This is a genomic window from Streptomyces sp. NPDC079167 (genome assembly GCF_040686735.1).
Taxonomy (GTDB): Bacteria; Actinomycetota; Actinomycetes; order Streptomycetales; family Streptomycetaceae; genus Streptomyces.
Map to the genome: position 1 here is coordinate 1 of NZ_JBFBLO010000006.1, position 26500 is coordinate 26500.

The 26500-nt window shown below is 70.7% G+C and carries 26 protein-coding genes and 1 tRNA gene; 10 read left to right on the forward strand and 17 right to left on the reverse strand.

The genetic code is table 11. The features are described from left to right. Positions 1-160 precede the first annotated feature (160 nt). Complete coding sequence (locus tag AB0P41_RS14215) at positions 161-1369, forward strand: MFS transporter (RefSeq protein ID WP_365932142.1); 1209 nt, start codon at positions 161-163, stop codon at positions 1367-1369. A 30-nt stretch (positions 1370-1399) separates the two neighbouring features. On the opposite strand, the gene AB0P41_RS14220 is transcribed toward AB0P41_RS14215, so the two are convergent. Next, positions 1400-1690, reverse strand: a complete 291-nt coding sequence (locus tag AB0P41_RS14220; protein WP_365932144.1) for a hypothetical protein — start codon at positions 1688-1690, stop codon at positions 1400-1402. 141 nt (positions 1691-1831) lie between these two features. Beyond that, positions 1832-1913: transfer RNA gene (locus tag AB0P41_RS14225), tRNA-Tyr, on the reverse strand. 162 nt (positions 1914-2075) lie between these two features. On the opposite strand from AB0P41_RS14225, the gene AB0P41_RS14230 reads away from it, so the two are divergent. Continuing rightward, positions 2076-2564 (forward strand): YajQ family cyclic di-GMP-binding protein, encoded by a 489-nt coding sequence (locus tag AB0P41_RS14230; protein WP_356707734.1) that lies wholly within the window; start codon positions 2076-2078, stop codon positions 2562-2564. Between the two features lie 101 nt (positions 2565-2665). On the opposite strand, the gene AB0P41_RS14235 is transcribed toward AB0P41_RS14230, so the two are convergent. The 14 genes from AB0P41_RS14235 to AB0P41_RS14300 form a co-directional block, all read right to left on the reverse strand. Beyond that, complete coding sequence (locus tag AB0P41_RS14235; protein ID WP_053930260.1) at positions 2666-2938, reverse strand: GlsB/YeaQ/YmgE family stress response membrane protein; 273 nt, start codon at positions 2936-2938, stop codon at positions 2666-2668. 78 nt (positions 2939-3016) lie between these two features. Continuing rightward, positions 3017-3409 (reverse strand): YccF domain-containing protein, encoded by a 393-nt coding sequence (locus AB0P41_RS14240; protein WP_365932146.1) that lies wholly within the window; start codon positions 3407-3409, stop codon positions 3017-3019. Further along, positions 3406-4275 (reverse strand): zinc metalloprotease HtpX, encoded by an 870-nt coding sequence (htpX, locus tag AB0P41_RS14245; protein ID WP_365932147.1) that lies wholly within the window; start codon positions 4273-4275, stop codon positions 3406-3408. Before htpX ends, AB0P41_RS14240 begins: the two co-directional genes overlap by 4 nt. 219 nt (positions 4276-4494) lie before the next feature. Continuing rightward, positions 4495-4959 carry a large conductance mechanosensitive channel protein MscL gene (mscL, locus tag AB0P41_RS14250; RefSeq protein ID WP_356707737.1) on the reverse strand — a complete coding sequence of 155 codons (465 nt, stop codon included), beginning with the start codon at positions 4957-4959 and terminating at the stop codon, positions 4495-4497. Positions 4960-5076: 117 nt separating this feature from the next. Further along, on the reverse strand, positions 5077-6612 hold the full coding sequence (locus tag AB0P41_RS14255) for an NADH-quinone oxidoreductase subunit N (protein WP_365932149.1): 1536 nt from the start codon (positions 6610-6612) through the stop codon (positions 5077-5079). Next, positions 6609-8156, reverse strand: coding sequence for an NADH-quinone oxidoreductase subunit M (locus AB0P41_RS14260; protein ID WP_365932534.1), 1548 nt, complete (start codon positions 8154-8156; stop codon positions 6609-6611). The genes AB0P41_RS14255 and AB0P41_RS14260 overlap by 4 nt, the downstream gene beginning before the upstream one ends. 27 nt (positions 8157-8183) lie before the next feature. Next, positions 8184-10184: an NADH-quinone oxidoreductase subunit L gene (locus AB0P41_RS14265; RefSeq protein WP_365932150.1), complete on the reverse strand. Its 2001-nt coding sequence runs from the start codon at positions 10182-10184 to the stop codon at positions 8184-8186. Then, positions 10181-10615, reverse strand: coding sequence for an NADH-quinone oxidoreductase subunit NuoK (gene nuoK / locus AB0P41_RS14270; protein WP_365932152.1), 435 nt, complete (start codon positions 10613-10615; stop codon positions 10181-10183). Before nuoK ends, AB0P41_RS14265 begins: the two co-directional genes overlap by 4 nt. Beyond that, positions 10615-11310: an NADH-quinone oxidoreductase subunit J gene (locus AB0P41_RS14275; protein ID WP_365932153.1), complete on the reverse strand. Its 696-nt coding sequence runs from the start codon at positions 11308-11310 to the stop codon at positions 10615-10617. The genes nuoK and AB0P41_RS14275 overlap by 1 nt, the downstream gene beginning before the upstream one ends. Then, positions 11307-11918 carry an NADH-quinone oxidoreductase subunit I gene (locus AB0P41_RS14280; RefSeq protein ID WP_365932154.1) on the reverse strand — a complete coding sequence of 204 codons (612 nt, stop codon included), beginning with the start codon at positions 11916-11918 and terminating at the stop codon, positions 11307-11309. The genes AB0P41_RS14275 and AB0P41_RS14280 overlap by 4 nt, the downstream gene beginning before the upstream one ends. After that, positions 11918-12886, reverse strand: coding sequence for a complex I subunit 1 family protein (locus tag AB0P41_RS14285; RefSeq protein ID WP_356707743.1), 969 nt, complete (start codon positions 12884-12886; stop codon positions 11918-11920). The genes AB0P41_RS14280 and AB0P41_RS14285 overlap by 1 nt, the downstream gene beginning before the upstream one ends. Further along, a complete protein-coding gene (locus tag AB0P41_RS14290; protein ID WP_365932157.1) occupies positions 12883-14157 on the reverse strand; it encodes an NADH-quinone oxidoreductase subunit C in 1275 nt (424 codons plus the stop codon). Before AB0P41_RS14290 ends, AB0P41_RS14285 begins: the two co-directional genes overlap by 4 nt. After that, positions 14154-14789: an NADH-quinone oxidoreductase subunit B family protein gene (locus tag AB0P41_RS14295; protein ID WP_356707745.1), complete on the reverse strand. Its 636-nt coding sequence runs from the start codon at positions 14787-14789 to the stop codon at positions 14154-14156. The genes AB0P41_RS14290 and AB0P41_RS14295 overlap by 4 nt, the downstream gene beginning before the upstream one ends. Next, positions 14780-15181, reverse strand: coding sequence for an NADH-quinone oxidoreductase subunit A (locus tag AB0P41_RS14300; protein ID WP_099173887.1), 402 nt, complete (start codon positions 15179-15181; stop codon positions 14780-14782). The genes AB0P41_RS14295 and AB0P41_RS14300 overlap by 10 nt, the downstream gene beginning before the upstream one ends. 192 nt (positions 15182-15373) lie before the next feature. Here AB0P41_RS14300 and AB0P41_RS14305 point away from each other — a divergent pair, with 192 nt between their 5' ends. The 5 genes from AB0P41_RS14305 (at position 15374) to AB0P41_RS14325 (ending at position 22290) form a co-directional block, all read left to right on the forward strand. After that, on the forward strand, positions 15374-16573 hold the full coding sequence (locus AB0P41_RS14305) for a sensor domain-containing protein (RefSeq protein WP_356707746.1): 1200 nt from the start codon (positions 15374-15376) through the stop codon (positions 16571-16573). 214 nt (positions 16574-16787) lie between these two features. Then, positions 16788-18140: a sensor domain-containing protein gene (locus AB0P41_RS14310; protein WP_365932160.1), complete on the forward strand. Its 1353-nt coding sequence runs from the start codon at positions 16788-16790 to the stop codon at positions 18138-18140. A gap of 213 nt (positions 18141-18353) precedes the next feature. Beyond that, positions 18354-19013, forward strand: coding sequence for a response regulator transcription factor (locus AB0P41_RS14315; protein WP_356708098.1), 660 nt, complete (start codon positions 18354-18356; stop codon positions 19011-19013). A gap of 270 nt (positions 19014-19283) precedes the next feature. After that, a complete protein-coding gene (locus tag AB0P41_RS14320) occupies positions 19284-21239 on the forward strand; it encodes a 2-oxoacid:acceptor oxidoreductase subunit alpha (protein ID WP_356707748.1) in 1956 nt (651 codons plus the stop codon). Then, positions 21232-22290, forward strand: coding sequence for a 2-oxoacid:ferredoxin oxidoreductase subunit beta (locus AB0P41_RS14325; protein ID WP_356707749.1), 1059 nt, complete (start codon positions 21232-21234; stop codon positions 22288-22290). The genes AB0P41_RS14320 and AB0P41_RS14325 overlap by 8 nt, the downstream gene beginning before the upstream one ends. Before the next feature lie 7 nt (positions 22291-22297). Here AB0P41_RS14325 and AB0P41_RS14330 read toward each other — a convergent pair whose 3' ends face one another. Continuing rightward, positions 22298-22720: a helix-turn-helix domain-containing protein gene (locus AB0P41_RS14330; RefSeq protein WP_356707750.1), complete on the reverse strand. Its 423-nt coding sequence runs from the start codon at positions 22718-22720 to the stop codon at positions 22298-22300. A 105-nt stretch (positions 22721-22825) separates the two neighbouring features. Here AB0P41_RS14330 and AB0P41_RS14335 point away from each other — a divergent pair, with 105 nt between their 5' ends. From AB0P41_RS14335 to AB0P41_RS14345, 3 genes are all read left to right on the forward strand, one after another. Beyond that, a complete protein-coding gene (locus tag AB0P41_RS14335; RefSeq protein ID WP_365932164.1) occupies positions 22826-23686 on the forward strand; it encodes an SDR family oxidoreductase in 861 nt (286 codons plus the stop codon). Positions 23687-23803: 117 nt separating this feature from the next. Next, a complete protein-coding gene (rarD, locus tag AB0P41_RS14340) occupies positions 23804-24793 on the forward strand; it encodes an EamA family transporter RarD (protein WP_365932166.1) in 990 nt (329 codons plus the stop codon). A 69-nt stretch (positions 24794-24862) separates the two neighbouring features. After that, positions 24863-26497, forward strand: a complete 1635-nt coding sequence (locus AB0P41_RS14345) for an FAD-dependent monooxygenase (protein ID WP_365932168.1) — start codon at positions 24863-24865, stop codon at positions 26495-26497. Positions 26498-26500: the final 3 nt, after the last annotated feature.

Below are 26500 nucleotides of genomic sequence, written 5' to 3' on the forward strand. Positions count from 1 at the left end.
AGCGGCCCAAGCCCGCCCTCACACGACGGGGCCAGCGCACATCAGATACATCAGCGCCCTGTCCCTCAAGCAGTACTTGTCAGACACGACCTAGGGCTTTCCTGGCGGGCTCGCGAGGCGTTGCGGCTCACCGGAGCGTCCGCGGGCTACCGTCGGGCGAATGAACGGTGGCCCGGACAGCCGAGGCTGGCTCCCCTGTTACGTCAGCGGGGCGGTGTTCGCCGTCTGCATGGCGGGAACGACACTGCCGACCCCGCTCTACAGCCTCTATCAGGACAGACTCGGGTTCTCCGAGCTGACGGTGACGGTCGTCTACGCCGTGTACGCCTTCGGTGTCATCGGGGTGCTGCTGCTCGCCGGAAACGCCTCCGACGCGGTGGGCAGACGGCCTGTGCTGCTGTGGGGCCTGGGCTGCGCGGCGGTGAGCGCCGTCAGCTTCCTCTGCGCCACCACCCTGGGCTGGCTCTTCGCGGGACGGCTCCTGTCGGGCCTGTCGGCGGGGCTGTTCACCGGGGCGGCCACCGCGTACGTCATGGAGCTGGCCCCCGGCAAGGGCTCCCCCAGAGCCTCGTTCGTGGCCACGGCCGCCAACATGGGCGGTCTGGGCTGCGGGCCGCTGCTGGCCGGACTCCTCGCGCAGTACGCCCCCTGGCCGCTGCACCTGCCGTTCATCGTGCACCTGGTGCTGGTGGCGGCTTCGGCGGCTCTGTTGCTCGGCCTGAAGGAGACCGTCGGCGAGCGGCGCCCACTGAGTACCGTCCGCCCGCAGCGCCCCGGACTGCCGCCCGAGGTCCGGAAGGTGTTCGGGCCCGCGGCTCTCGCCTCCTTCGTGGGGTTCGCCCTGTTCGGGGTGTTCACCTCGGTCAGCCCCGCGTTCCTCTCCGAGTTCCTGGACGTGGACAACCACGCCGTGAGCGGTCTGATCGTCGCGCTGGCCTTCTTCGCCTCGGTGGGAGGCCAGTCGGCGGTCGGCAGGATCGGGGAGCGGCGGTCACTGTCGCTGGGCTGCGCCGGCCTCCTGGGCGGCCTGGTGCTGCTCGCGGCAGCACTCCGGTGGCAGCTGCTGCCCCTGATCGTGCTGAGCGCGCTCCTCGGCGGCGCAGGCCAGGGGCTGGCATTCCGGGCGGCGCTGTCCCGGGTGGCGGCGGCATCGCCCGCGGGCAGCCGGGCGGCGGTGATCTCGACGCTGTTCGTCGTGGCGTACGCGGGCATCTCGCTGCCGGTGATCGGCGTGGGCATCCTCTCGGACCACATCGGGCTCCAGGACGCGGGGCTGGTCTTCATCGCGTGCATGGCCGTCCTGGTCACCTGCGCCGGTCTCTACCTCCTGCGGCGCCCCTCCCGCCCCGCCGCAGGGCAGAGCCCGTGAGCCCTGCTCCTGCCTGACGTTCCGGCGTCCTCAGCGGCTCTCGGCCCTGTCCGCCATCTCCTCGGGAGCGGCGCCCCGGGCACGGCGCCGGCCCACCAGGGTGCTTCCCCCGAGCACGAGCCCGATGGCGACGACCTTGGCGGCCTGGTAGTAACCGGCCCCCAGCTCCTCGGACGTACCGGGCAGCCGGAAGAAGACCCACACCGCGCCGAGACCGCCCACGGCGATCAGCCCGACGGCACCCCACGTCCCGAGGTCCGCCCACCAGGGCCCCGGGCCGTGAGCCCGCTCGTCCGTCTGCTGGACGTCCTTGTCGGTCAAGGTGAGTGCTCCCTCGGGCTGGCGTGGCAGTCAGCAGGGAGGACGCAGGCCCGGCACGGGCGGTTCACCGGCCCTACGGCACACACGAAAAAACCCCGCCCGACCTGGGTTCAATCAGGTCGGACGGGGTTTCCCGTCCTGTGGCGGCGCCAGGGTTCGAACCTGGGTAGGCTGAGCCGGCAGATTTACAGTCTGCTCCCTTTGGCCACTCGGGCACACCGCCTGGAACGACGCGTCGGATCCCGGATGGGGGTCCTTGGCGACGTCGTAAACGATACCTGATGCCCGGGGGTGCTCCGCCACCTGATTGATCAGCACCGGACGCGCGCGGGTGGCTAGGCTTTGTGCCGTACCCCAACGCATACGACGCAAGGAGCCACACGTCATGGCCGACTCCAGTTTCGACATCGTCTCGAAGGTCGAGCGGCAGGAGGTCGACAACGCCCTCAACCAAACCACCAAGGAGATCTCCCAGCGCTACGACTTCAAGGGGACGGGCGCGTCGATCTCCTGGTCCGGCGAGAAGATCCTGATGGAGGCGAACGGCGAGGAGCGGGTCAAGGCGATCCTCGACATCTTCCAGTCCAAGCTGATCAAGCGCGGGATCTCGCTGAAGTCGCTGGACGCGGGTGAGCCGCAGCTTTCCGGCAAGGAGTACAAGATCTTCGCCACGATCGAGGAGGGCATCTCCCAGGAGAACGCCAAGAAGGTGGCGAAGATCATTCGTGATGAGGGCCCGAAGGGCGTCAAGGCGCAGGTCCAGGGCGAGGAGCTGCGGGTCAGCTCCAAGAGCCGGGACGACCTGCAGGCGGTGCAGGCGCTGATCAAGGGCAAGGACCTCGACTTCGCGGTGCAGTTCGCCAACTACCGGTAGACGGTCCGCTTGCGCGTGCAGCGGGTCGTGGGCGGGGCGGGGCGTGCCGGTCGGCATGGCCCGCCCCGTAGCCGTGTCCGGAGGGGCCGGCGGGCGCCGGGTCAGCGGCGGTCGCGGGAGTTGCCGAAGAGCAGCCGGTAGGCGATCAGCAGGACAAGTGATCCGGCGATGGCAGCCACCCAGGTGGCCGTGTCGTAGAAGTCCGTGCTGATGGGGCGGTCGAGGAAGCGGGAAGACAGCCAGCCCCCGAGGAAGGCGCCCACGATGCCGATGAGGGTCGTGCCGATGATGCCGCCGGGGTCGCGGCCCGGCAGGAGAAACTTGGCTATTGCTCCGGCCAGCAGCCCGAGGATGATCCAGCTGATGATGCTCATGTTCGCGTACCTACCCGTCACTCGTTCCTGCAAGCCAGGACGCTTGCGGGGACGGGTGCGGTTGCCCGGGCCGTCCGGCTAGCGGGCGGCGAACGGCTGGTCCGTGGGGACGATCTCCTTGCCGAAGGGCATCAGCGAGACCGGGATGAGCTTGAAGTTCGCGATGCCCAGGGGGATGCCGATGATCGTGACGCACAGGGCGATGCCGGTGAAGATGTGGCCGAGGGCGAGCCACCAGCCGGCCAGGATCACCCAGAGGACGTTGCCGATGAGGGATCCGCCGCCCGCGTCGCGACGGTCGACCACGGTGCGGCCGAAGGGCCAGAGGGCGTAGACGCCGATACGGAACGCGGCCACGCCGAAGGGGATACCGATGATCGTGATGCAGAGCAGGAGCCCCGCGGCGAGGTAGCCGAGGAACATCCACAGTCCGCACAGGATCAGCCAAATGACGTTCAGGATTGCGTTCACGGTCGATACCCTGCCATCTGCTCGAGTCGGGCGATGCGTTCGGCCATGGGCGGGTGGGTGGAGAACATCTTGGACATGCCCTGGCCGGGACGGAACGGGTTCGCGATCATCATGTGACTCGCGGTCTCGATCCGTGGTTCGGGTGGGAGCGGAAGCTGCTTGGTCCCGGCGTCGAGCTTGCGCAGGGCGGACGCCAGGGCGAGCGGGTCCCCGGTGAGCTGGGCCCCGGACGCGTCGGCCTGGTACTCACGGGAGCGGCTCACGGCGAGCTGGATCACGGAGGCGGCGAGCGGGCCGAGGATCATGATCAGAAGCATCCCGAGGAAGCCGGGGCCGTCGTCGTCGTCGTCGTCGGACCTGCCGACGGGGATGAGCCATGCGAAGTTGACCAGGAACATGACCACAGAGGCGAGGGCGCCCGCGACCGACGAGATGAGGATGTCGCGGTTGTAGACGTGGCTGAGCTCGTGGCCGAGGACACCGCGCAGCTCGCGCTCGTCGAGGATCTGCAGGATCCCTTCGGTGCAGCACACGGCGGCGTTGCGCGGGTTGCGCCCGGTGGCGAAGGCGTTGGGTGCCTGCGTCGGGGAGATGTAGAGCCGGGGCATGGGCTGGCGGGCCGCCGTAGAGAGCTCGCGGACCGTGCGGTAGAGCCGCGGCGCCTCGAATTCGCTGACCGGGCGTGCCCGCATGGCGCGCAGGGCGAGCTTGTCGCTGTTCCAGTACGCGTAGGCGTTCGTGGCGAGCGCGACGAGGAGGGCCACGATCAGGCCGGTCCGTCCGAAGAAACTGCCGATGACGATGATGAGGGCCGAGAGGCCCCCGAGGAGTACAGCGGTTTTCAGCCCGTTGTGCCGGCGGTGCACGGTACGCCCTCCAAGTGGTGCAGCAGGGGAACCCTTGCTCGGTGGTGCTCCACTCCCCAGTGGAGCCTCCCGTACAGGTCAACGCGAGGCGACGGAAGCTAGTTCCCTTGTGCGAGGTGGCCGGGGGCACAGGCAGCAGGGGCGGATCCGGTCGGATCCGCCCCTGGGCCGTACGGGTGGGCGCGCCTGCGCGGGCCGGGGAGGGCCGGCGGCGGCAGGTCAGCGCTGGGCGGGGAGCCCTGCGAGCGCGCGGGCTTCAGCGTCCGGCTCGACCTCGCTGGTGCAGTGGGCGCAGCGGCTGGCGATGGAGGGGATCTCGCTGTAGCAGTGCGGGCAGTCGCGCAGCGCGGCCTTGATGTCGGCCTTCTTCTCCTCCTCCTTGGTCGTGAAGCGGTTCTGGACCTTGGCCATGGGCAGGACGACCAGGAAGTAGAGGACCGCGGCGGTGATGAGGAAGGCGATGGCGGCGCTGACGAAGAGGCCGTAGGGGAACGTCACTCCGTCGACGCTGTACGAGGCCTTGCTGAAGTCGCCGGTGCCGCGGGTGAACAGGCCGATGAGCGGCACGATGAACGCGTTGCTGAAGCCGGTGACCACCGCGGTGAAGGCCGCTCCCACGGCGAGGCCGATGGCCATGGAGATGACGTTCCCGCGAAGGATGAAGTCCTTGAACCCGTTCAGCACCGCTCTGACTCCTCTGTGCTCTTCCGTGTGTGCTCGTCCCGCGCGCTCCGGTACGTGACGCGTGCACGCATGACCATGCCCTGTGCGTGGCCGCACGGGCAAGCTGGTCGGATCCGGTCAGAAGAGGCTGAGGGTGGCGAAACGGAGGATGAGCTGGGGGGCGCCGGACAGTGTGATTCCGGCTACGGCGGTGAGGACGATCGCCAGGGTGAGCGGGGCGGGGACCTGGAGTCCGAGGGCCCTGGACGAGTCCTCGGATGCAGGGGCCGGCTCCGGGGTGCTGAACAGCGCGGCAGTCCACCGGAGGTAGTAGTACAGCGCGATCACCACGTTGACGGCCATGACGACGGCCAGCCAGCCGAGCCCGGCGTCGACGGCCGAGGAGAAGACGGTGACCTTGGCGAAGAGGCCGATGATGCCGGGCGGCAGGCCTGCCAGGCAGAGCAGGAAGAAGCCCATGGCGAGCGCGGCCAGGGGCCGGGTGGCGTACAGGCCCCGGTAGTCGCTCAGGCGGTTGCCGGGGCGGCTCCGGGCGACCAGGGCGGCCACCGCGAAGGCTCCGAGGTTCACCACGGCGTACATGAGGGCGTAGGCGACGGTCGAGCCGATCTGGGTGTCGCTGGAGTACGCGGCGGCGGCGATGGGGACGAGGAGGTAACCCGCCTGTCCGACGGACGACCAGGCGAGGAGGCGTACGGCGCTACGGGCGCGGGTGGCGGTCTGCCGGAGTGCGGCGACGTTGCCGACGGTCATGGTGAGCGCGGCGAGGACGGCCAGGGCGGGGCCCCAGACGTCGGCGTACGACGGGAAGGCGATCACCGTGACGAGGACGAGGCCGGAGAAGCCGACGGCCTTGCCGACGACGGAGAGGTAGGCGGCGATGGGGAGCGGTGCTCCCACATAGGTGTCGGGGACCCAGAAGTGGAACGGCGCCGCCGCCGTCTTGAAGGCGAATCCGACGAGTGTGAGGATGACGCCTGCCTCGGCGAGGGTGGAGAACCGGCCCGGTACGTCGTCGAGGCGGGCGGCGATCTCCGTGAGGTGCATCGTGCCGGTGGTCGCGTAGACGAAGCTGACGCCCAGGAGCATCACGGCGGTGGCGACGACGGAGGACAGGAAGAACTTCAGGGCCGCCTCGGAGGAACGGCGGTCGCCGCGCTTGATCCCGACGAGGGCGAACGCGGGCAGCGACGCGACTTCGAGGGCGACGACGAGGGTGGCGAGGTCCCGGGCGGCGGGGAGGAGCGCGGCTCCGGCCGCGGAGGACAGCAGCAGGAACCAGAACTCGCCCGCGGGGAGCTTACGGGTTTCGCCGATCGACAGCAGCGCGGTGAGCAGGGCTCCGCCGAGCACGAGTGCCTGGATGACGACCGCGAAGTGGTCGGCGGTGTAGCTGCACGCCTGGGTGCCGTCGGTGAGGCAGAAGGTGGAGCGGTCCCCGGCACGCAGCGGGACGAGCATGGCGAACGCGGCGACGAGCCCGGCCACGGCTCCGTAGCCGAGCAGCGGCTTGCGCCGTTCGCTGACGAAGAGATCGGCGACGAGGACGAGCAGGGCCACGGACGCCGCGATGACGGGAGGCGCGATCGCGAGCCAGTCGACGGACTGGACGAGGCTCGCCGCCCCGGTTGCGCTGCCGGCTGCCACGGTCACGACTTGCCTCCTGCGAGGAGCTTCTGCACGGCCGGGTCGGTGAGGCCGAGGAGGACGGCGGGCCAGAGGCCGGCGAGGACGGTCAGGGCGGCGAGCGGGGTCCAGGCGGCGACTTCGTAGCGCTGGATGTCGGCGACGGGCTGCTGCTCACGGTGCTCGCCCATGCAGACGCGGCGTACGACGATCAGCATGTACGCGGCCGTGAGCAGGGTGCCGAGGGCGCCGATGGACATGAAGGTGAGGAAGGCCGGGCGGCTGAGCCCTTCGGCGGGGTCGAAGGCGCCGAACAGGGTGAGCATCTCGCCCCAGAAGCCGGCGAGGCCCGGGAGTCCGAGCGAGGCGACGGCGGCGAAGGCGAGGAGGCCGCCGAGCCGGGGCGCGCGGCCGTAGAGAGCGGCTCCGGTGGCACCGGACAGAGTGTCGAGGTCCGCCGTGCCGTAGCGGTCCTTGACGGCGCCGACCAGGAAGAACAGCAGGCCGGTGATGAGGCCGTGGGCGATGTTCGCGAAGAGCGCGCCGTTCACGCCGGTGGGGGTCATGGTCGCGATGCCGAGGAGCACGAAGCCCATGTGGCCCACGGAGGAGTAGGCGATCAGGCGCTTGAGGTCGCCCTTGGCGCCGGGGCGCGCGAGGGCCAGGCAGGCGAGGGAACCGTAGATGATCCCGACGACGGCGAACGCCGCGAGGTACGGCGCGAAGGTCTGCATGCCGTCGGGGGTGGCGGGGAGCAGGATGCGGACGAAGCCGTATGTACCCATCTTCAGCAGTACGCCGGCGAGGAGCACGGAGCCGATGGTCGGGGCTGCGGTGTGGGCGTCGGGGAGCCAGCTGTGCAGGGGCCACATCGGGGTCTTCACGGCGAGCCCGACCCCGACGGCCAGTACGGCGATGACCTGCACGGGTGTGGTGAGGCCCCGGCCGTTGTCAGTGGCGAGTGCCACCATGTCGAAGGTGCCGCTCTTCAGTCCGATGAGGAGCAGCCCGAGCAGCATGATCACGGAACCGAGCAGCGTGTAGAGGATGAACTTCCAGGCGGCGGGCTGCTTCCGGTCGCCGCCCCAGCGGGCGATGAGGAAGTACATCGGGATGAGGACCATCTCGAAGGCCAGGAAGAACAGCAGCAGGTCGAGGACGGCGAAGGTCGCGAGGGTGCCGGACTCGAGGACGAGGACCAGGGCGACGAAGGCCTTCGGGGAGGGGCCTGCGGGGAGCTTGAAGTAGCTGTGGAGCGCGCAGAGGAAGGTCAGCAGCGCGGTCAGTACGAGTAGGGGGAGCGAGATGCCGTCGGTGCCGAGGTGGATCCGGACGTCCAGTGCCGGGATCCAGCTGATGTCCGTGGTGGCCTGCATCTTCGACGGGTGGTCGTGGTCGAAGCCGGCGGCCAGGACGAGCGTGGCGAGGAGTACGGCCCCGGTGACGGTCACGCCGTGGCGGAGGACGGCCTGGTCGGGGTTCCTGCCCTTGAGGCCGGGCGGTGCGGGCAGGAGTGCGGCGGCCGCGCCGAGGAGCGGGCCGGCGACGATGAACGCCAGAAGGAACTGCATCACGGATGCGCTGATATCGAACACGGCTCACGCCCCGGCGTAGACGTTGGCAAAGACGACGGCGGCGATCGCCAGGACAAGGGTTCCGGCGAGCAGCGCGCCGAGGTAGGTCTGCACGTTGCCGGTCTGGGCGCGGCGGACCGGGGTGCCGAGTGCGCGGGCGATGCTGCCCGAGCCGTGTACGTAGGTGTCCACGACCTCACGGTCCAGGAAGCGGACGAGCCGCGCGGCGCCGGCCACGGGGCGGACGAACAGCGCCGTGTACAGGGCGTCGAGATGGAATCCGGTGACCGCGTGGCGGTGCAGCGGGCCCAGCAGGAGCCGGCCGGGGTCCGACGGGTCCGGGGCGTCCGCGATCGTGCCGTACGCCGCGGTGTGCGAGGTGATCGCCTCGGCCTCCACGAGGGCGGGTTCGGCGTCGGGATGGGCGGCCACCGCGCCGACCGGGGGACGGTCGGCGAGCGCCGTGGTGTGGCGCCATGCCCCGTAGGTGACGAGTCCGCCGACGAGTCCGACGCCGGTGGAGAGGACGGCGGTCGTGAGGGACGGGGTGAGGCTGTGTCCGTCGAACCAGTCGGTGAGGACGCCGGCAGTGAGACCGAAGGCCATGGTGGGGACGGCGAGGACCCAGAGGACGGAGGTCATCGCGACGGGCTGCCTGCCGTGGTCGGGGGCCTCGGGGCCTCGGCCGCGGAAGGCGAGGAGCCACAGCCGGGTGGCGTAGGCGGCGGTGAGGACCGCGGCGGCGAGTCCGGCGACGAGGATCGTCCAGCCGGCCGCCGCGGGGGCGACGTCACGGTCGCCGAAGGCGGTGTGCTCGGCGGCGACGAGGACGGCTTCCTTGGAGAAGAAGCCGGCGAACGGCGGGATGGCGGCGAGCGCGAGGAGAGCGACGGTCATCGTCCAGTAGGCGTCGGGGATGCGCTTCGCCAGCCCGCCCATGCGGGACATGGCGGCGAGTGAGTTGGTACCGGCCGCGTGGATGACGACGCCCGCCGCGAGGAAGAGGACGGCTTTGAACGCACCGTGCGACAGGAGGTGGAAGACGGCGGCCCCGCGGTCGCCCACGGCGAGGGCGCCGGACATGTAGCCCAGCTGGCCGATGGTCGAGTAGGCGAGGACGCGCTTGATGTCGTCCTGTGCGAGTGCGGCGAGTCCGGAGCCGATCATCGTGACGGCCGCCATGACGGCCAGGACGACCAGGGCGGCGCCGGAGGCCGCGAAGACGGGGAGGAGCCGGGCCACGAAGTAGATGCCGGCGGCGACCATCGTCGCGGCGTGGATGAGTGCGGAGACGGGGGTGGGGCCGGCCATCGCGTCGGGCAGCCAGGTGTGCAGGGGAAACTGCGCGGACTTGCCCGCGACACCGGCGAGGAGCAGCAGGGCGATGAGGGTGGGGTGGTCGATTCCGCCGTTGGTGACGGCGGCCAGGATCCCCGTGATCCGGAAGGTGCCGGTGTCGGCGGCGAGTGCGAACAGGCCGATGAGGAAGGGCACGTCGCCGAGCTTGGTGACGAGGAAGGCCTTGAGGGAGGCGGCGCGCGCCTCGGGGGTCTCCCAGTAGTGGCCGACGAGGAAGTACGAGCAGATGCCCATGATCTCCCAGCCGACCAGGAGCACCATCAGGTCGCCGGAGTAGACGACGAGCAGCATCGCGGAGGTGAAGAGGGAGACGAGGGCCGCGTACGACGGGTAGCGGACGTCGTCCTTGAGATAGGCCGTCGAGTAGATCTGTACGCAGGTGGCCACGAGGCCGACGAGCACGGCTACGAGGACGGCGAAGCCGTCCAGGTGCAGGGCCAGGTCGATGGGGACCGAGCCGGTGGGGGTCAGCTGGGTCGCCGCGTCGATGGGCCGGCCGCCTCCCTGGCGGGCGGCGACGAGGACGGCGAGGACGGCGGCGGCGAGGGTCGGCAGCACGGCGAGGGGACGGACGAAGCCGGGTGCGGTCCGGCCCAGGAGCAGTCCCGCGGCGGCGCCCAGGAAGGGGAGGAGGGGGACGAGGACGGCGAGGGTCGTGGTGGTCACGCGGTGGCCTCTGCCTTCTTTGCCTTCCCTGCCGGAGCAGTGGCCTGGTCTGCGGTGGTGTCCCGGACGTCGCCGTCCGCGGCGTCCGCGTCATCCGCGTCGTCGGGGAGCGTCTCGGCGTCGTCGGTCTCCGCGGTGTCGCGGAGGCGGTCGACGTCCGAGCTGCCGCGGTTGCGGTGGACGGCCAGGACGATGGCGAGGCCGATGCCGATCTCGGCGGCGGCGATGGCGATCGTGAAGAGCGTGAGGGCCTGGCCGGCGTGGAGTGCGTCGCGGAGCCAGACGTCGAAGGCGACCAGGTTGAGGTTGACGGCGTTGAGCATGAGCTCGACGGACATCAGGACGAGGATCGCGTTGCGGCGGGCGAGGACGCCGTAGAGGCCGGTGCAGAAGAGGAGGACGGCGAGGACCGCGGGATAGGCGAGGTGCATCAGCTCTGGTCCTCCCGGTCGGTGGCGGGGCGGACCTGCTGGAGCGGACGGCTCTGCTGGTCCCGGCGGGCCTGCTTGTCCTGACGGGCCTGCTTGTCCCGGCGGGCCTGCTTGTCCCGGCGGGCCTGCTTGTCCCGGCGGGCCTGCTTGTCCTGGCGGGCCTTGCGGGACAGGACGATCGCGCCGACGAGGGCGGCGAGCAGCAGGACGGAGAGTGCTTCGAAGGGGAGCACCCAGTGCCGGAAGAGGAACTCTCCCGAGGCCTTGGTGGAGCCCTGGGCGGGACCGTCCAGATCGATCCAGGTCGTCCGGAAGGCGTCCACGACGACCCAGACGAGGGCGCCCGCAGCGGCGACGGAAGCGCCGAGGGCGACCCACCGGTTGCCCGAGTCGGCGTCCGGGGAGCGGCCGATGGGGGCCCTGGTGAGCATCAGTCCGAAGAGGAGGAGGACCACGATGGAACCGACGTAGATCAGCACCTGGACCCATGCGATGAACTCGGCGGTGAGGAGGAGGTACTCCACCGCTATGCCGCCGAGGGCGACGACGAGCCAGAGGGCCGCGTGCACGAGTTGCTTGGTCGTGACCGTGATGAGAGCCGCGCCGAGGGTGGTGAGTCCGACCAGGAGGAAGGCGATCTCGACGCCGGTGGGTGAGAGGAAACCGGGGTGGGCGGCCGTAGTGGCGAGGGTCATTCCTGGCCCTCCCCTTCCGGTGTCCGACCCGGCCGGGCCCGCTCGGCTTCCCGCGCCGCTCGGGCCTCCTCCGCCGCCTGGGTCTCCTGGGCCTGGAGCTTGTCGGCCGTCTTGCGGGCGGCGGCGATCTCCTTGGGCTCCTCGGCTCCTGGGTCGAGCGCGGGCGGCTCGGGGACGGTCCACATCCACTCGCGGAGCTTGTCCCGCTCGTGGGTGAGTTCGTGGATGTCCGTCTCCGCGTACTCGAACTCGGGTGACCAGAACAGCGCGTCGAAAGGACAGACCTCGATGCAGATACCGCAGTACATGCACAGGGCGAAGTCGATCGCGAAGCGGTCCAGGACGTTGCGGCTGCGCTCACGGCCGCCGGGGGCGGCCGGGGGCACCGTCTCCTTGTGTGAGTCGATGTAGATGCACCAGTCGGGGCATTCACGGGCGCAGAGCATGCAGACCGTGCAGTTCTCCTCGAACAGTCCGATGACGCCCCGGGTACGGGGCGGCAGTTCGGGCTGGACGTCCGGGTACTGCGCGGTGACCGTGCGCTTCGTCATGGTCCGCAGGGTGACGGCGAGACCCTTGGCCAGGCCTGAGCCGGGGATCGGGGGCACTAGTTGATCGCCACCTTCACGATGCCGGTGAGCGCGATCTGCGCGAGAGCGAGGGGGATGAGCGTGGTCCAGGCGAGCTTCTGCAACTGGTCCTCGCGCAGACGGGGGTAGGTGACCCGGAGCCAGATGACGACGAACGCGAGAACGCCGGTCTTGAGCAGGGTCCAGACCCAGCCGAGCCCGTCCGCGCCGAGCGGTCCGTGCCAGCCGCCGAGGAACAGGACGGTCGTCAGGCCGCAAAGGACGACGATCCCGGCGTACTCGGCGAGCAGGAACAGTGCGAAGCGGAGTCCCGTGTACTCGGTGTACGCCCCGAAGATGATCTCCGAGTCGGCGACCGGCATGTCGAAGGGCGGACGCTGGAGTTCGGCGAGCCCTGCCACGAAGAAGACGAGCGCCCCGACGATCTGCCAGGGCAGCCACCACCACTCGAAGGCGTTGAGGATGCCGGGGAGCGATACGGTGCCGGCGGCCATGGCCACGGAGGCGGCGGCGAGCAGCATGGGCAGTTCGTACGCGAGGAGCTGTGCGGCGGTGCGGAGACCGCCGAGGAGGGAGAACTTGTTGGCCGAGGCCCAGCCCGCCATCAGCGAGCCGAGCACACCGACACCCATGACGGCGAGCACGAAGAAGATGCCCGCGTCCACGACCTGGCCGACCGCGCCCTCGCTGGGTCCGATCGGGATGGCTACGAGAACCAGGAGGTAGGGGAGCAGGGCGACGGCGGGCGCCAGCTGGAAGATGCGGCGGTCCGCTGCGGCCGGTACGACGTCTTCCTTCTGCGCGAACTTCACCCCGTCCGCGACGAGCTGCGCCCAGCCGTGGAACCCGCCGGCGTACATCGGGCCGAGGCGGCCCTGCATGTGGGCCATCACCTTGTGTTCGGCCTGTCCGACGACCAGCGGGACGACCATGAACACGGCGAAGACGATGACGAGGCGGAGGGCGACGTCGAGTACGTCGTTCACGCGGTATCGCCTCCGGCGGGGGTGTCGGGGGGTTGGGGGGTCTCGGGGGTGTCCGGTGCCTCAGGAGTGTCCGGTGCATCGGGGGTCTGCTCGGCCGGAGGTTCGGGGGCGGCGGTGTCGGGGGCAGGGGTGTCGGGGGTGCCGCTGCGCGGGGCTTCTCCCCTACCCGCCCCTTCCCGAACCGGGGGCTCCGCCCCCGGGCCCCCGCTCCTCAAACGCCGGAGGGGCTGGGATTCACCGGGTTCGCCGGAGTCACGAGCCTCGCCGGACGGTTCATGACCCCGGAGCGCCTGGGATTCACCCGGTTCGCCGGACTCACGAGCCTCAGCGGAGTCACGAGCCTCGCCGGACGGTTCATGACCCCGGAGCGCCTGGGATTCACCCGGTTCGCCGGAGTCACGAGCCTCAGCGGAGTCACGAGCATCGCCGGACGGTTCGGCGAATGCCGGGCGGGCGTCGTGCCACGGTGCGTCCTTGGCTGTGCCCGGCGTCGGGGTCGCCGGTGGCTGCTGACTCGCCGAGCCCTGGGAGGCGCTGCGGCTACGGCGCGGGGGCGCCGCCGGCTGCGGGGGCTCGGCCGCGTCCGGCCGCTGGGCCGCCGAGCCCTCGCTCGCGCTGCGGGCCCGGCGCGCCGGGCGGTCCCCCGCCGCGCGGGCCCCTCGGGCGGGACGGGCCGGTGCGGGCGGGAGCTGTCCCTTGAGCGGGCCCCATTCGTTGGGGTCGGGCACCCCCGGGGGCAGCATGGTCCGCCGCTTGGGTCCGCCGTGTTCGGACTCTCCCGGCTCCTTCGCCCCCGGCCAGGCCTTGGCGACCCGGGCCGCCAGGACGAAGTCCTTCCGCAACGGGTGGCCCTCGAAGCTCTCGGGCAGCAGCAGCGGGACCAGATGGGGATGGTCCTCGAAGCCGATACCGAACATCTCGTGCGTCTCACGCTCGTGCCACGCGGCGCCCGCGTAGACGCCGACGGCGGTGGGCAGGGTGGCAGCGTCGTGCGGGACGGTCGTACGGACCAGCAGGCGCCGGACCGTGCCCCCGCCGAGGGCCGCGACATGGGCGCAGACACGGAAGCCGGTGCCCGGTTCGTCGACGGCGCTCAGCCAGTCGAAGTAGGTGCAGCCCAGCTCGTCGCGGGCCGTTTCGAGGGCGGCCGTCCAGGAGGCGGCCGGGACGTCGACGGTCAGCAGGTCGTACGCGTGCGCGGCGGTGGCGTCCGCGCCGAAGACTTCGGTGACGGCGTCGGGCAGCGTGCTGTAGAGGTCCGGGGCGCTCACTTCCCCTCCTCCCCCGGCGTCTTCGGGGCCTCGACGAGACCGCTGCGCAGGGCGGCGGCCGACGGGCGGGCCGTGTCCTCGGTGCTGTACCGCTCGGCCAGCGATTCGCGGGCGATCTTCTCCTGGAGCTTGAGGATGCCCTGCAGGAGCGCCTCGGGCCGGGGCGGGCAGCCGGGGACGTAGACGTCGACGGGGATGATCTGGTCGACGCCCTTCGTCACGGAGTACGAATCCCAGTACGGCCCGCCGCAGTTGGAGCAGGCGCCGAAGGAGATGACGTACTTCGGCTCGGGCATCTGCTCGTAGAGCCGCTTCACGGCTGGGGCCATCTTGTCCGTCACCGTGCCGGAGACGACCATCAGGTCGGCCTGCCGTGGGCCGGGCGCGAAGGGGATGACGCCGAGCCGGATGAAGTCGTGCCGCGCCATGGAGGCGGCGATGAATTCGATGGCGCAGCAGGCGAGTCCGAAGTTGAAGACCCACAGGCTGTAACGGCGGCCCCAGTTGAGGACCACCTTCATCGGTTCGGGCGCGAGCCGGGACAGCACCCCGAGCCTCTTCGGCTCGGGCAGCGGCGTCGGGTCGGGCAGCGACACGGGGGGTTCGGGGTTCGGCCGGCTCGTCACGCCCATTCGAGGACGCCCTTCTTCCATGCGTAGAGCAGTCCCACGGCCAGGAAACCGAGGAAGATGAACATCTCCACCAGCGTCGTCGCCCCGTATCCGGGGGCCGCGAAGACCGTCGCCCACGGGAACAGGAAGATCGAGTCGACGGCGAAGATCACGTACAGGAAGGCGTACACGTAATAGCGAACCTGGGTGTGGGCCCAGCCCTCTCCCACGGGGTCCACGCCGCACTCGTACGTGAGGAGTTTCTCCGGCGTCGGGACCACGGGCCTGAGCAGCCGGCCGGCCCCGAAGGCGACGGCGACGAACACCACGCCCACCAGGGCGAGCAGTCCGACCACTGAGTAGCTCTGGAAGTAGTCCGACGCGAGAACGGTCGGTCCCGGCACGTCCGCCACGTCCGCCCCTCGCTCCCTCAACCTGTTCGACGGTCTGTACGCACGGGAGTCTAGGCCCTGTTAAAGGGACGGTAAGCAGCCGCGTCGCGGAACAGGTGGGGCGGCGGACGCCACGCGAGGTGGGGTTATCCCTACTCGGCCTCACCCACGAACCCCATGGCGTGGGCGCGCCCGGCCCGGCACGCTGGTCGTATGACCATGAGCCCCTCCCTGCCGGACAACGACCGGCCGCCGCCCGCGCGCTTCGCCTTCGACCGGTGGACGTGGAAGGAGATCGCGCATCTCCTGGCCAATCTGCCGATGGCGATCATCGGGTTCGTCTACACCGTGTTCCTGGTCGCCGTGGGCGTGGGGCTCTCCGTCACCGTGATCGGGCTGCCGCTGCTCGCGCTGGGGCTGCGGGGCGCGCGCGGTCTCGGCCGGGCCGAGCGCGGCCGGGCGCGGAGGATGCTCGGGGTGCGGATCGAGGAGCCGAGCCCGTGGCTGCGTGGCCGTGACGGTCAGGGCTTCTTCAGCCGGCTCTGGTCGGGGCTGAAGGACCCGGTCGGCTGGCGGGCGTTGCTGTATTCGTTCATCCGGCTGCCGTGGGGCGTGGCGACGTTCGCCGTGACGCTGGTGAGCCTCTTCGTCCTCTGGCCGGTGCTCCCGTTCCTCGCGCGCGGGCTGGCGAACGCGGACCGGGCGATGGTGCGGGGGCTGCTCTCCCCCTCCGACGAGCTGGAACGCAGGATCGCCGAGCTGGAGTCGGACCGGGGTGTGGTCGTGGACACGGCCGCCGCCGACCTGCGCCGCATCGAACGCGACCTCCACGACGGCGCACAGGCCCGCCTCGTCGCCCTCGCCATGGGCCTGGGGCTGGCGAAGGAGAAGCTCACCGACGATCCCGAGGCCGCGGCCCGCATGGTCGACGAGGCCCACGGCGAGGTCAAGGTCGCCCTCCAGGAACTCCGCGACCTCGCCCGCGGCATCCACCCCGCCGTCCTCACCGACCGCGGACTCGACGCCGCGCTCTCCGCCATCGCCTCCCGCTGCACCGTCCCCGTGACCGTGTCGGTGGGGCTGACGGCCCGGCCGGCCGAGGCCATCGAGGGCATCGCCTACTTCACGGTCTCCGAACTCCTCCAGAACGTCAGCAAGCACAGCCGCGCCGGTCAGGCGTGGGTCGACGTGTGGCGGTCCGGTGACCGGCTGATGCTCCAGGTCCGGGACGACGGGACGGGCGGCGCCCGGCTCGACGGCGGTACGGGCATGTCGGGGCTGGCGGAGCGGCTGGGAGCGGTCGACGGGGTGTTCGTCCTGGACTCCCCCGAGGGCGGCCCGACCACGGTCACCGCTGAGCTGCCCTGGCGCGACCGCGTCGCCACCGGGGCCGAGCGGGCCGGTGCGACGTGAGACGGCGACAGCGGGCGCTCCCGTCCCGGGCACGGAACGGGGACGCCCCGTTTCAGGCACGGAACGGGGCGTCCCCGTGGTGGGGAAAACCCCCGGCCGGATACGGAGACGGCCCTCATGGTGAGGCGGCCCCCGGCACAGCATTCTTGAGATATCAGCCGTTGTATCGGTCTGCGGGGAGCTCCCGCTCAGAAGAAACGGACGGACGCCACTGATGGCCACGGCATACGGACCGGACACCCGGGACCAGTACAGGCCCGGCACCGGGTCGGGGGGATACCCGCCGGCGAAGCACTCCCTCCCCGCGGCGCTCCGCGCGCCCTTCGAGGCGCGTACGTGGCGCGAGCTGGCCTATCTGCTCCTGAGCCTGCCGATCAGCGTGGTGCTGTTCTCCTTCGCGGTGACGATGGTGTCGCTCGGACTCGGCATGCTGATCACCTTCCTCGGCATTCCGATACTCGCCGCCGGCCTCGTCATGTGCCGCGGCTTCGGTGTCATGGAGCGAGGCCGGGCGCGCGGGCTGCTGCGGCTGGACGTCGCGGACCCCGCACCGGTGCGCGGCAAGGGCGGTCTGATGTCCTGGGTCGGCGCGACGCTGAAGAGCGGGGTGTCATGGCGGCATCTGCTCTACGCGGTGCTGCACATGCCGTGGGCGGTGTTCGCGTTCACCGTGGCGGTGACCTTCTGGTTCTACGGCTGGGCGGCGTTCACCTATCCGCTGTGGCACTGGGTCTTCCCCACGTACGTGGGTGTCGACGGCATCCAGCTGTACGGGGACGGAACGCACCAGTTCTACCTCGACTCCTCCTTCGAGCTGGGGACCACCGCCGCGTTCGGCCTGGCTCTCGTCCTGGTCACGCCCTGGATCATCCGGGGTCTGGCGACCGTGGACCGGTTCATGGTCGCGGGTCTGCTCGGCCCTTCCCGGCTGGCCACCAGGGTCTCGGAGCTGGAGTCGGACCGGGGTGTGGTCGTGGACACGGCCGCCGCCGACCTGCGCCGCATCGAACGCGACCTCCACGACGGCGCACAGGCCCGCCTCGTCGCCCTCGCCATGGATCTGGGGCTCGCGAAGGAGAAGCTCACCGACGATCCCGAGGCCGCGGCCCGCATGGTCGACGAGGCCCACGGCGAGGTCAAGGTCGCCCTCCAGGAACTCCGCGACCTCGCCCGCGGCATCCACCCCGCCGTCCTCACCGACCGCGGACTCGACGCCGCGCTCTCCGCCATCGCCTCCCGCTGCACCGTCCCCGTGAAGGTCGTGGTGGACCTGGAGTCGCGGCCCGCGCAGGCCATCGAGGGCATCGCCTACTTCACGGTCTCCGAGCTCCTCCAGAACGTCAGCAAGCACGCCCGGGCCACCCGCGCCTCGGTCGACGTGTGGCGGGCTGCGGACCGGCTGATGCTCCAGGTCAGCGATGACGGGCGCGGCGGAGCCGGAGTGTCGACGGGCAGCGGTCTCGCCGGGCTGACGGAACGGCTGGACGCGGTGGACGGCATCCTCGTCGTCGACTCCCCCGCCGGCGGACCCACGACCGTCACGGCCGAGCTGCCCTGGCGGGGCTGAGGAGCCGGCTCCCACCCGCGCCGCAGTGCCCCGGTCCGCCATCGCGGCGGACCGGGGCACTGCGGCGCGTCCGGTGCCACCGGAACCGCTGGTACGGCCCGTCAGGGCGCCGGAGCTGGAATGCTGGACACGCACGGCGGCCGCGTGACCGCCGTGGGCACGTGAACACACGGAACGACCGACAGTGGGGGACAGAACGTCGTGGAGGAAAGAGTGCGGATCGTCATCGCCGAGGATTCGGTGCTGCTCCGGGAGGGGCTCACCCGGCTGCTGACCGATCTGGGGCACGACGTCGTCGCCGGGGTCGGGGACGCCGAGGCGCTGATCAAGACGGTGAGCGACCTCGCCGGGCAGGACGCCCTGCCGGACGTGGTGGTCGCCGATGTGCGGATGCCGCCGACCCACACCGACGAGGGCGTGCGGGCGGCGGTGCGGCTGCGCAAGGACTACCCGGACATCGGGGTGCTGGTGCTCTCGCAGTACGTCGAGGAGCAGTACGCCACCGAGCTGCTGGCCGGCAGCAGCCGCGGCGTGGGCTATCTGCTGAAGGACCGGGTCGCCGAGGTCAGGGAGTTCGTGGACGCGGTCGTGCGGGTGGCGCAGGGCGGGACGGCGCTGGACCCGGAGGTGGTGGCACAGCTGCTGGGCCGCAGCCGCAAGCAGGACGTGCTGGCGGGGCTCACGCCGCGCGAGCGGGAGGTCCTGGGTCTGATGGCGGAGGGGCGTACGAATTCAGCCGTCGCCCGGCAGCTGGTGGTCAGTGACGGAGCGGTCGAGAAGCACGTCAGCAACATCTTCCTGAAACTCGGCCTGGCGCCCAGTGACGGGGATCACCGGCGTGTTCTCGCTGTTCTCACTTATCTGAACTCATGACGACGCGATGATCTACTTGCGATGATCTGGATGATCCACCCGTAGCCGAGTGAGACCTCGGGACCAGGACGAAAGGATGAGCACCGGGGGCCTCGTCCAGTGATCGAAAGGTCCGGAAAAATATGGCAAAGCGTGACGCATTCATGTCTCAAAAACGCGTCCACCATATGACCGGTCCGAGGAAGGCGACCCTTACAGAAGTAGGGTGGGGCCTGGACCGCCGGCGGGCCGGCCGGTCCCGAGCCGCCGCCCCGAGGGAGGTCCAGTTCAGTGACCAGCCAGGTCAGTAGCCCAGCCGGAAAGTCCGATGAGGCCGACGAGGCTGTCGTCGGGGAGCAGCGAGCCCCGCGCATTGATCGCACGGGTGCCACCGAGAAGGAAATCCGCCGCCTTGACCGGGTGATCATCCGTTTCGCGGGTGACTCCGGTGACGGCATGCAGTTGACGGGCGACCGGTTCACGTCGGAGACCGCGTCGTTCGGGAACGACCTGTCGACGCTGCCCAACTTCCCGGCCGAGATCCGGGCACCCGCCGGGACGCTGCCGGGTGTGTCGTCGTTCCAGCTGCATTTCGCGGACCACGACATCCTGACCCCGGGCGACGCGCCGAATGTGCTGGTCGCGATGAATCCCGCCGCGCTGAAGGCGAATATCGCCGATGTGCCGCGCGGGGCCGACATCATCGTGAACACGGACGAGTTCACGAAACGCCCGATGGCGAAAGTCGGGTACGCGCAATCCCCCCTCGAGGACGGCTCGCTCGAGGCGTACAACGTCCATCCTGTGCCGTTGACGACCCTGACGATCGAGGCGCTGAAGGAGTTCGGGCTTTCCCGCAAGGAGGCCGAGCGGTCGAAGAACATGTTCGCGCTCGGGCTGTTGTCCTGGATGTACAACCGTCCGACCGAGGGGACGGAGACATTCCTCCGGTCGAAGTTCGCCAGGAAGCCGGAGATCGCCGAGGCGAATGTGGCGGCGTTCCGCGCCGGCTGGAATTTCGGTGAGACCACGGAGGATTTCGCGGTCTCGTACGAGGTCGCACCGGCGTCGCACGCCTTTCCCACGGGTACGTACCGCAATATCTCGGGGAACCTGGCATTGTCGTACGGGCTGATCGCGGCGGGCCGGCAGGCGGATCTGCCGGTGTATCTGGGCTCGTATCCGATCACCCCGGCGTCCGACATCCTGCACGAGCTCAGCAAGCACAAGAACTTCGGCGTACGGACGTTCCAGGCTGAGGACGAGATCGCCGGGATCGGGGCGGCGCTCGGCGCTTCGTTCGGCGGCTCGCTGGGTGTGACGACCACGTCGGGTCCGGGTGTGGCGCTGAAGTCGGAGACGATCGGTCTCGCGGTGTCGCTGGAGCTGCCGCTGCTGATCATCGACATCCAGCGGGGCGGGCCGTCCACCGGCCTGCCGACCAAGACCGAGCAGGCCGACCTGCTCCAGGCCATGTACGGGCGCAACGGTGAGGCACCGGTCCCGATCGTGGCGCCGAAGACCCCGGCGGACTGCTTCGACGCGGCGCTCGACGCCGCCCGGATCGCTCTGACGTACCGCACGCCGGTGTTCCTGCTCTCGGACGGGTATCTGGCGAACGGCTCCGAGCCGTGGCGGATCCCGGAGATCGACAGTCTCCCGGATCTGCGGACGCGGTTCGCGACCGGGCCGAACCACGAACTGGCCGACGGCACCGAGGTGTTCTGGCCCTACAAGCGGGACCCGGAGACCCTGGCCCGCCCCTGGGCGGTGCCGGGCACGCCGGGTCTGGAGCACCGGATCGGCGGGATCGAGAAGCAGGACGGCACGGGGAACATCTCCTACGATCCGGCCAACCACGACTTCATGGTCCGCACCCGCCAGGCGAAGGTCGACGGCATCGAGGTCCCCGACCTGGAGGTCGACGACCCGGCCGACGCCACGACCCTGGTCCTGGGCTGGGGTTCGACGTACGGCCCGATCACCGCGGCCGTACGCCGGCTCCGCGCGGCCGGGGAGACGATCGCGCAGGCCCATCTGCGCCATCTCAACCCCTTCCCGCGGAATCTCGGTGAGGTGCTGAGGCGTTACGACAAGGTCGTGGTCCCGGAGATGAACCTCGGGCAGCTCGCCCTGCTGCTGAGGGCCAGGTACCTCGTGGACGCCCGGAGTTACAACCAGGTCAACGGAATGCCCTTCAAGGCCGAGCAGCTCGCCACCGCCCTCAAGGAGGCCATCGATGCCTGACGCCAACGAACTCCTCCAGCTGGTCCCCAAGGCCGAGGGCAAGCAGTCCATGAAGGACTTCAAGTCCGACCAGGAGGTGCGCTGGTGCCCCGGGTGCGGTGACTACGCGGTCCTCGCGGCCGTGCAGGGCTTCATGCCCGAACTGGGGCTGGCCAGGGAGAACATCACGTTCGTCTCCGGCATCGGCTGCTCGTCCCGTTTCCCGTACTACATGAACACGTACGGGATGCACTCCATCCACGGCCGCGCCCCGTCCATCGCGACGGGCCTGGCCACCTCCCGCCGTGACCTGTCCGTCTGGGTCGTCACCGGCGACGGCGACGCGCTGTCCATCGGCGGGAACCACCTCATCCACGCCCTGCGCCGCAACGTCAACCTCAAGATCCTGCTGTTCAACAACCGGATCTACGGGCTGACCAAGGGGCAGTACAGCCCCACCTCCGAGGTCGGCAAGATCACCAAGTCGACGCCGATGGGCTCGCTCGACGCCCCCTTCAACCCGGTCTCCCTCGCGCTGGGCGCCGAGGCCTCGTTCGTCGCGCGCACCGTCGACTCCGACCGCAAGCACCTCACGAGTGTGCTGCGCGCGGCGGCCGACCACCCCGGCACCGCGTTGGTGGAGATCTACCAGAACTGCAACATCTTCAACGACGGCGCCTTCGAGGTGCTCAAGGACAGGGAACGGGCCGAGGAGGCGGTCATCCGCCTCGAACACGGCCAGCCGATCCGCTTCGGGGCCGAGGGGTCGAAGGGGGTCGTGCGCGACGCGCTCACGGGTGACCTGAGCGTCGTCGCGGTCACCGAGGAGAACCAGTCGCGGATCCTCGTCCACGACGCCCACAACCCCAGCCCCACGACCGCCTTCGCGCTGTCCCGGCTGGCCGACGCCGACACCCTGCACCACACACCGATCGGGGTGCTGCGCAGTGTGGAGCGCCCGGTCTACGACGCGCTCATGTCCGACCAGCTCGATGCCGCGATCGAGCAGCACGGCAAGGGTGACCTGAGCGCCCTGCTGGCGGGCAGCGACACCTGGACCGTGGTCGGCTGACCCGCCGTCACACCTGTCCGCCGGGGCCCGGAGCCGACTGGTTCCGGGCCTCGTCGTATGCCGCGCGGGCCGACTCGACCCCGTCCACCTGCCGCTCGGACCAGCGTGCCAGCGCCCAGACCTGGTCGGCGGCCTCCTTGCCGAGCGGGGTGAGCGAGTAGTCCACGCGGGGCGGGATCACCGGCTTCGCGTCCCGGTGCACGAAGCCGTCGCGCTCCAGCGTCTGGAGGGTCTGGGCCAGCATCTTCTCGCTGACGCCGCCGACCGTGCGGCGCAGTTCGCTGAACCGGTAGGAGCGCTCCAGCAGCGCGGCCAGCACGAGCACGCCCCACCGGCTGGTGATGTGTTCGAGGATCAGCCGGGAGGGGCAGTTCTGCTGGTTGACGTCCGCGCGCCGGCCGCCCACTTCGTCCAGGATGCTTACTGTCATACCAGTACCTTACTTCAAAGTGGGTACTTTCCCAGAGTTAGTACACCTCCTAGGGTGAGTTGCGTTCCACTCGCAGCAGGACCAGCAGCACCAGGAGAGAACCCCATGAGCATCGTCGTCACCGGAGCCACCGGCGCCCTCGGCCGCCTCGTCGTCGAGCGCCTGCTCGACACGGTCCCGGCCCACCAGGTCGTCGCGGTCGTCCGCGACAAGGAGAAGGCCGCCGCGCTCGCCGCCCGGGGCGTCGAGCTCCGCATCGCCGACTACGACCGCCCGGAGACCCTCGCCGACGCGTTCCGGGCCGGCGACCGCGTCCTGCTGGTCTCGGGCAGCGAGGTCGGCAGGCGGGTGCCCCAGCACACCGCGGTGATCGACGCCGCGAAGGCGGCCGGGGTCGCGCAGCTCGCGTACACCGGGGTGCTGGGCGGGCCCGCGGCCGACTTCCTGCTGGCCGAGGAACACAAGGTCACCGAGCAGCTGATCCTCGACTCCGGCCTCCCGTACACCTTCCTGCGCAACGGCTGGTACACCGAGAACTACACCGCGAATCTGGCACCCGTCCTGGAGCACGGCGCCGTCGTCGCCAACGCGGGCGACGGGCGCGTCGCCTCCGCCACCCGGGCCGACTACGCGGACGCGGCCGCCGCCGTACTCACCGGCGAGGGGCACCTGGGCGCGGCGTACGAGCTGAGCGGAGACGTGGCCTGGTCGCTGGACGAGTACGCCGCGACCGTCGCCGCGGCCACCGGCAAGGAGATCACGTACAACCGGGTTCCTGCCGCCGTGCACCAGGAGATCCTCGCCGGAGCCGGGGTGCCCGAGCCCTTCCCCGCGATCCTCGTCGACGTCGACGAGGCCATCGCACGCGGCCTGCTCGCCGGGACGAGCGGCGACCTGGCCCGCCTGATCGGCCGGCCGACCACTCCGCTGGCCGAGACGGTCGCCGCGGCGGTCGCCGCCGCCTGAACGGGCACACCCGCGCCTGTCATGACTGTTTCCCTGAGACGGCAATGACAGAGGGCTCTTCCAGCGCTACCGTCGTGCAGTCGGCCGTCCGCCGACGCAGGAGTGCCGGGAGGGCCCGTGAAGGGGAAGAACGAACAGCGGGCAGGCCTGCTGTACGGAATCGGCGCGTACGGGATGTGGGGCCTCGTGCCCCTCTTCTGGCCGCTGCTGGAACCGTCGGGGGCGGTGGAGATCCTCGCCCACCGGATGGTGTGGTCGCTGGGCGTCGTCGGCATCGCCCTGTTGTTCCTGCGCCGCTGGGCGTGGATCGGGGAGCTGCTCCGGCAGCCCCGGCGGCTGGGGCTCATCGCGATCGCCGCGACGGTGATCTCGGTCAACTGGGGCCTCTACATCTGGTCCGTGAACAACGGCCACGTCGTCGAGGCCTCGCTCGGCTACTTCATCAACCCGCTGGTCACCATCGCCATGGGCGTCCTGCTGCTCGGCGAGCGGCTGAGGCCGGTGCAGTGGACCGCGGTGGCGACCGGCTTCGCCGCGGTGCTCGTGCTGGCGGTCGGCTACGGGCAGCCGCCGTGGATCTCGCTGGTGCTGGCGTTCTCCTTCGCGACGTACGGCCTGGTGAAGAAGAAGGTCAACATGGGCGGCCTGGAGTCCCTGGCCGCCGAGACCGCCGTGCTGTTCGTGCCGGCGCTCGGGTTCCTGCTGTGGCTCGGGGCGAGCGGCGACGCGACGTTCCTGGCAGGGGGCGCGGGCCACGGAGCCCTGCTCGCCGCGACGGGGCTCATCACCGCGATCCCCCTGGTCTGCTTCGGCGCCGCCGCGATCCGGGTGCCGCTCTCCGTCCTGGGCCTGCTGCAGTATCTGGCGCCGGTGTTCCAGTTCGCGCTGGGCATCCTGTACTTCCACGAGGAGATGCCGCCCGAGCGGTGGGCCGGCTTCGCCCTGGTCTGGGTGGCCCTGATGCTGCTGACCTGGGACGCGCTGCGCACGGCACGCCGCACGCGGGCCGAGGCCCTGCGGCTGGCCGTACGGGCGGCAGAAGCCTCGGCGCCTGTCGGCACGGCTTCCGCTTCGGCGCCTGACGCGGACACCCCGGCCATAAAATAGTTACCGAGTTGCCTTTTTTACTCGGTTGCGTTTTCCTGTACGCCAGGACGACACGACCGAGGAGCAGGCATGACCGACGTACTGATCGTGGGCGCGGGCCCGACCGGACTGACGCTGGCCTGCGATCTGGCCAGGCGTGGCGTCGCGCTGCGCATCGTGGACAGGTCGCCGGAGCATCCCCGCAGTTCGCGGTCGAAGGGCCCCAACGCGCGCTCCCTGGAGGTGCTGGAGGACCTGGGGGTCGTCGAGGCGGTGCTGGCGGCGGGCTCACCGCCGCTCCCGATGCGCAAGTACCGCGACGGGGTGCCGGTCGCGGACACCGATCCGTACGCCGGCTCCTCGCCCACGCCGGACGCCCCGTACGACCGGGGCCGGCTGATCGCCCAGTGGCGGCTGGAGGAGATCCTGCGCGACCGCCTCGCCGGGTACGGCGTGGCGGTGGAGACCGGCACCGAGGTCGTGGGCCTCACCGACGACGGGTCCTCGGTGACCGTCACCCTCGCCGACGGCTCCACCGCCGGCGCGCGCTACGTGGTGGGCTGCGACGGCGCCCACAGCCGCGTACGGAAACTGCTCGGCGTCCCGTTCGACGGGGAGACGGACGAAGAACAGCTGATGGTCTGCGGCGACGTCGAGATCACCCCGGGCGTCCTGGACCGGGGCATCTGGCACCAGTGGTTCGACGAGGACGGAGCCGTCATGCTCTGCCCCGTCCCCGGCACACGGACCGGCTGGTGGTTCCAGTCGGGCCCGGAGCGTGACGCGGACGGCCGGCCCCTCGCCCCCTCCCCCGACGGTTTCAGGCGGCTCTTCGCCCGGCACACCCGGCTCCCGGCCGGCAGCATCACCGGGGCCACGCTGCTCTCGACGTACCGCGTCAACGTGCGCATGGCCGACCGCTACCGGGTGGGCCGGGTGCTCCTCGCCGGGGACGCCGCCCATGTGCACGCCATCGCGGGCGGGCTCGGCATGAACACCGGCATCCAGGACGCCTTCAACCTCGGCTGGAAGCTCGACCGGACACTGCGGAAACGGGGAGGGCCGGGGCTGCTGGACACCTACGAGGAGGAACGGCTGCCGGTCGCGGCCTGGACGCTGGCGCTGACCTCGGAGCGGCTGCGGGCCACGCTGGAGGCGATCAGGGAACCGGGCGGCGGGCTCGACACCGCGATCACCCCCTCGACGGCGGGGCTCGACCGCGGCTACCGATGGAGCTCCCTGGCCCGGCTCGGGAACGGTGGCGGGAACGGGGACGGGGACGAGGACGGCGTACGGTCGGGCGACCGCGCGCCGGACGCCCCCTGCGCCGAAGCCGCGACCGGTGCGCCCACCCGGCTGTTCCGCGTCTTCGCCGGTCCGCACATCACGGTGCTGGGCTTCGGGGCGGGCACGGAACGGACGCTGCGGGAGGCGGCCGGCACCCATGGCGAGGCGGTCCGGACCTCCCGGGTGTACGACGCCGGGGAACCAGGCCCCGGCACCGCCGCCCCGGACGCGCTGCACGACCGGGACGGGCTCGCCCGCGCGGCCTACGGCGTCGACGGTGACACCGTCGTCGTGATCCGGCCCGACAACCACGTGGCGCTGATCGCGGCCGCCCGCGACCGGGACGCGGTACGACGGTGTCTCGACGCGCTGGACGGGGTGCGGGAGCCGGATCCGATGAGTGTGGCAAGCATGGTGGACGGCACCCGCAAAGGCTGATTG

Coding starts and splice junctions, on each gene's coding strand:
- AB0P41_RS14215 (WP_365932142.1), top strand. CDS start 161: ATGAACGGTGGCCCGGACAGCCGAGGCTGGCTCCCCTGTTACGTCAGC.
- AB0P41_RS14230 (WP_356707734.1), top strand. CDS start 2,076: ATGGCCGACTCCAGTTTCGACATCGTCTCGAAGGTCGAGCGGCAGGAG.
- AB0P41_RS14235 (WP_053930260.1), bottom strand. CDS start 2,938: ATGAGCATCATCAGCTGGATCATCCTCGGGCTGCTGGCCGGAGCAATA.
- AB0P41_RS14260 (WP_365932534.1), bottom strand. CDS start 8,156: ATGCAGTTCCTTCTGGCGTTCATCGTCGCCGGCCCGCTCCTCGGCGCG.
- nuoK (WP_365932152.1), bottom strand. CDS start 10,615: ATGCACCTCGCCTATCCCGCGGTCCTCGCCGTCCTCCTCTTCTGCACC.
- AB0P41_RS14275 (WP_365932153.1), bottom strand. CDS start 11,310: ATGACCCTCGCCACTACGGCCGCCCACCCCGGTTTCCTCTCACCCACC.
- AB0P41_RS14295 (WP_356707745.1), bottom strand. CDS start 14,789: ATGGGCGTGACGAGCCGGCCGAACCCCGAACCCCCCGTGTCGCTGCCC.
- AB0P41_RS14305 (WP_356707746.1), top strand. CDS start 15,374: ATGACCATGAGCCCCTCCCTGCCGGACAACGACCGGCCGCCGCCCGCG.
- AB0P41_RS14310 (WP_365932160.1), top strand. CDS start 16,788: ATGGCCACGGCATACGGACCGGACACCCGGGACCAGTACAGGCCCGGC.
- AB0P41_RS14325 (WP_356707749.1), top strand. CDS start 21,232: ATGCCTGACGCCAACGAACTCCTCCAGCTGGTCCCCAAGGCCGAGGGC.
- AB0P41_RS14330 (WP_356707750.1), bottom strand. CDS start 22,720: ATGACAGTAAGCATCCTGGACGAAGTGGGCGGCCGGCGCGCGGACGTC.
- AB0P41_RS14335 (WP_365932164.1), top strand. CDS start 22,826: ATGAGCATCGTCGTCACCGGAGCCACCGGCGCCCTCGGCCGCCTCGTC.
- AB0P41_RS14345 (WP_365932168.1), top strand. CDS start 24,863: ATGACCGACGTACTGATCGTGGGCGCGGGCCCGACCGGACTGACGCTG.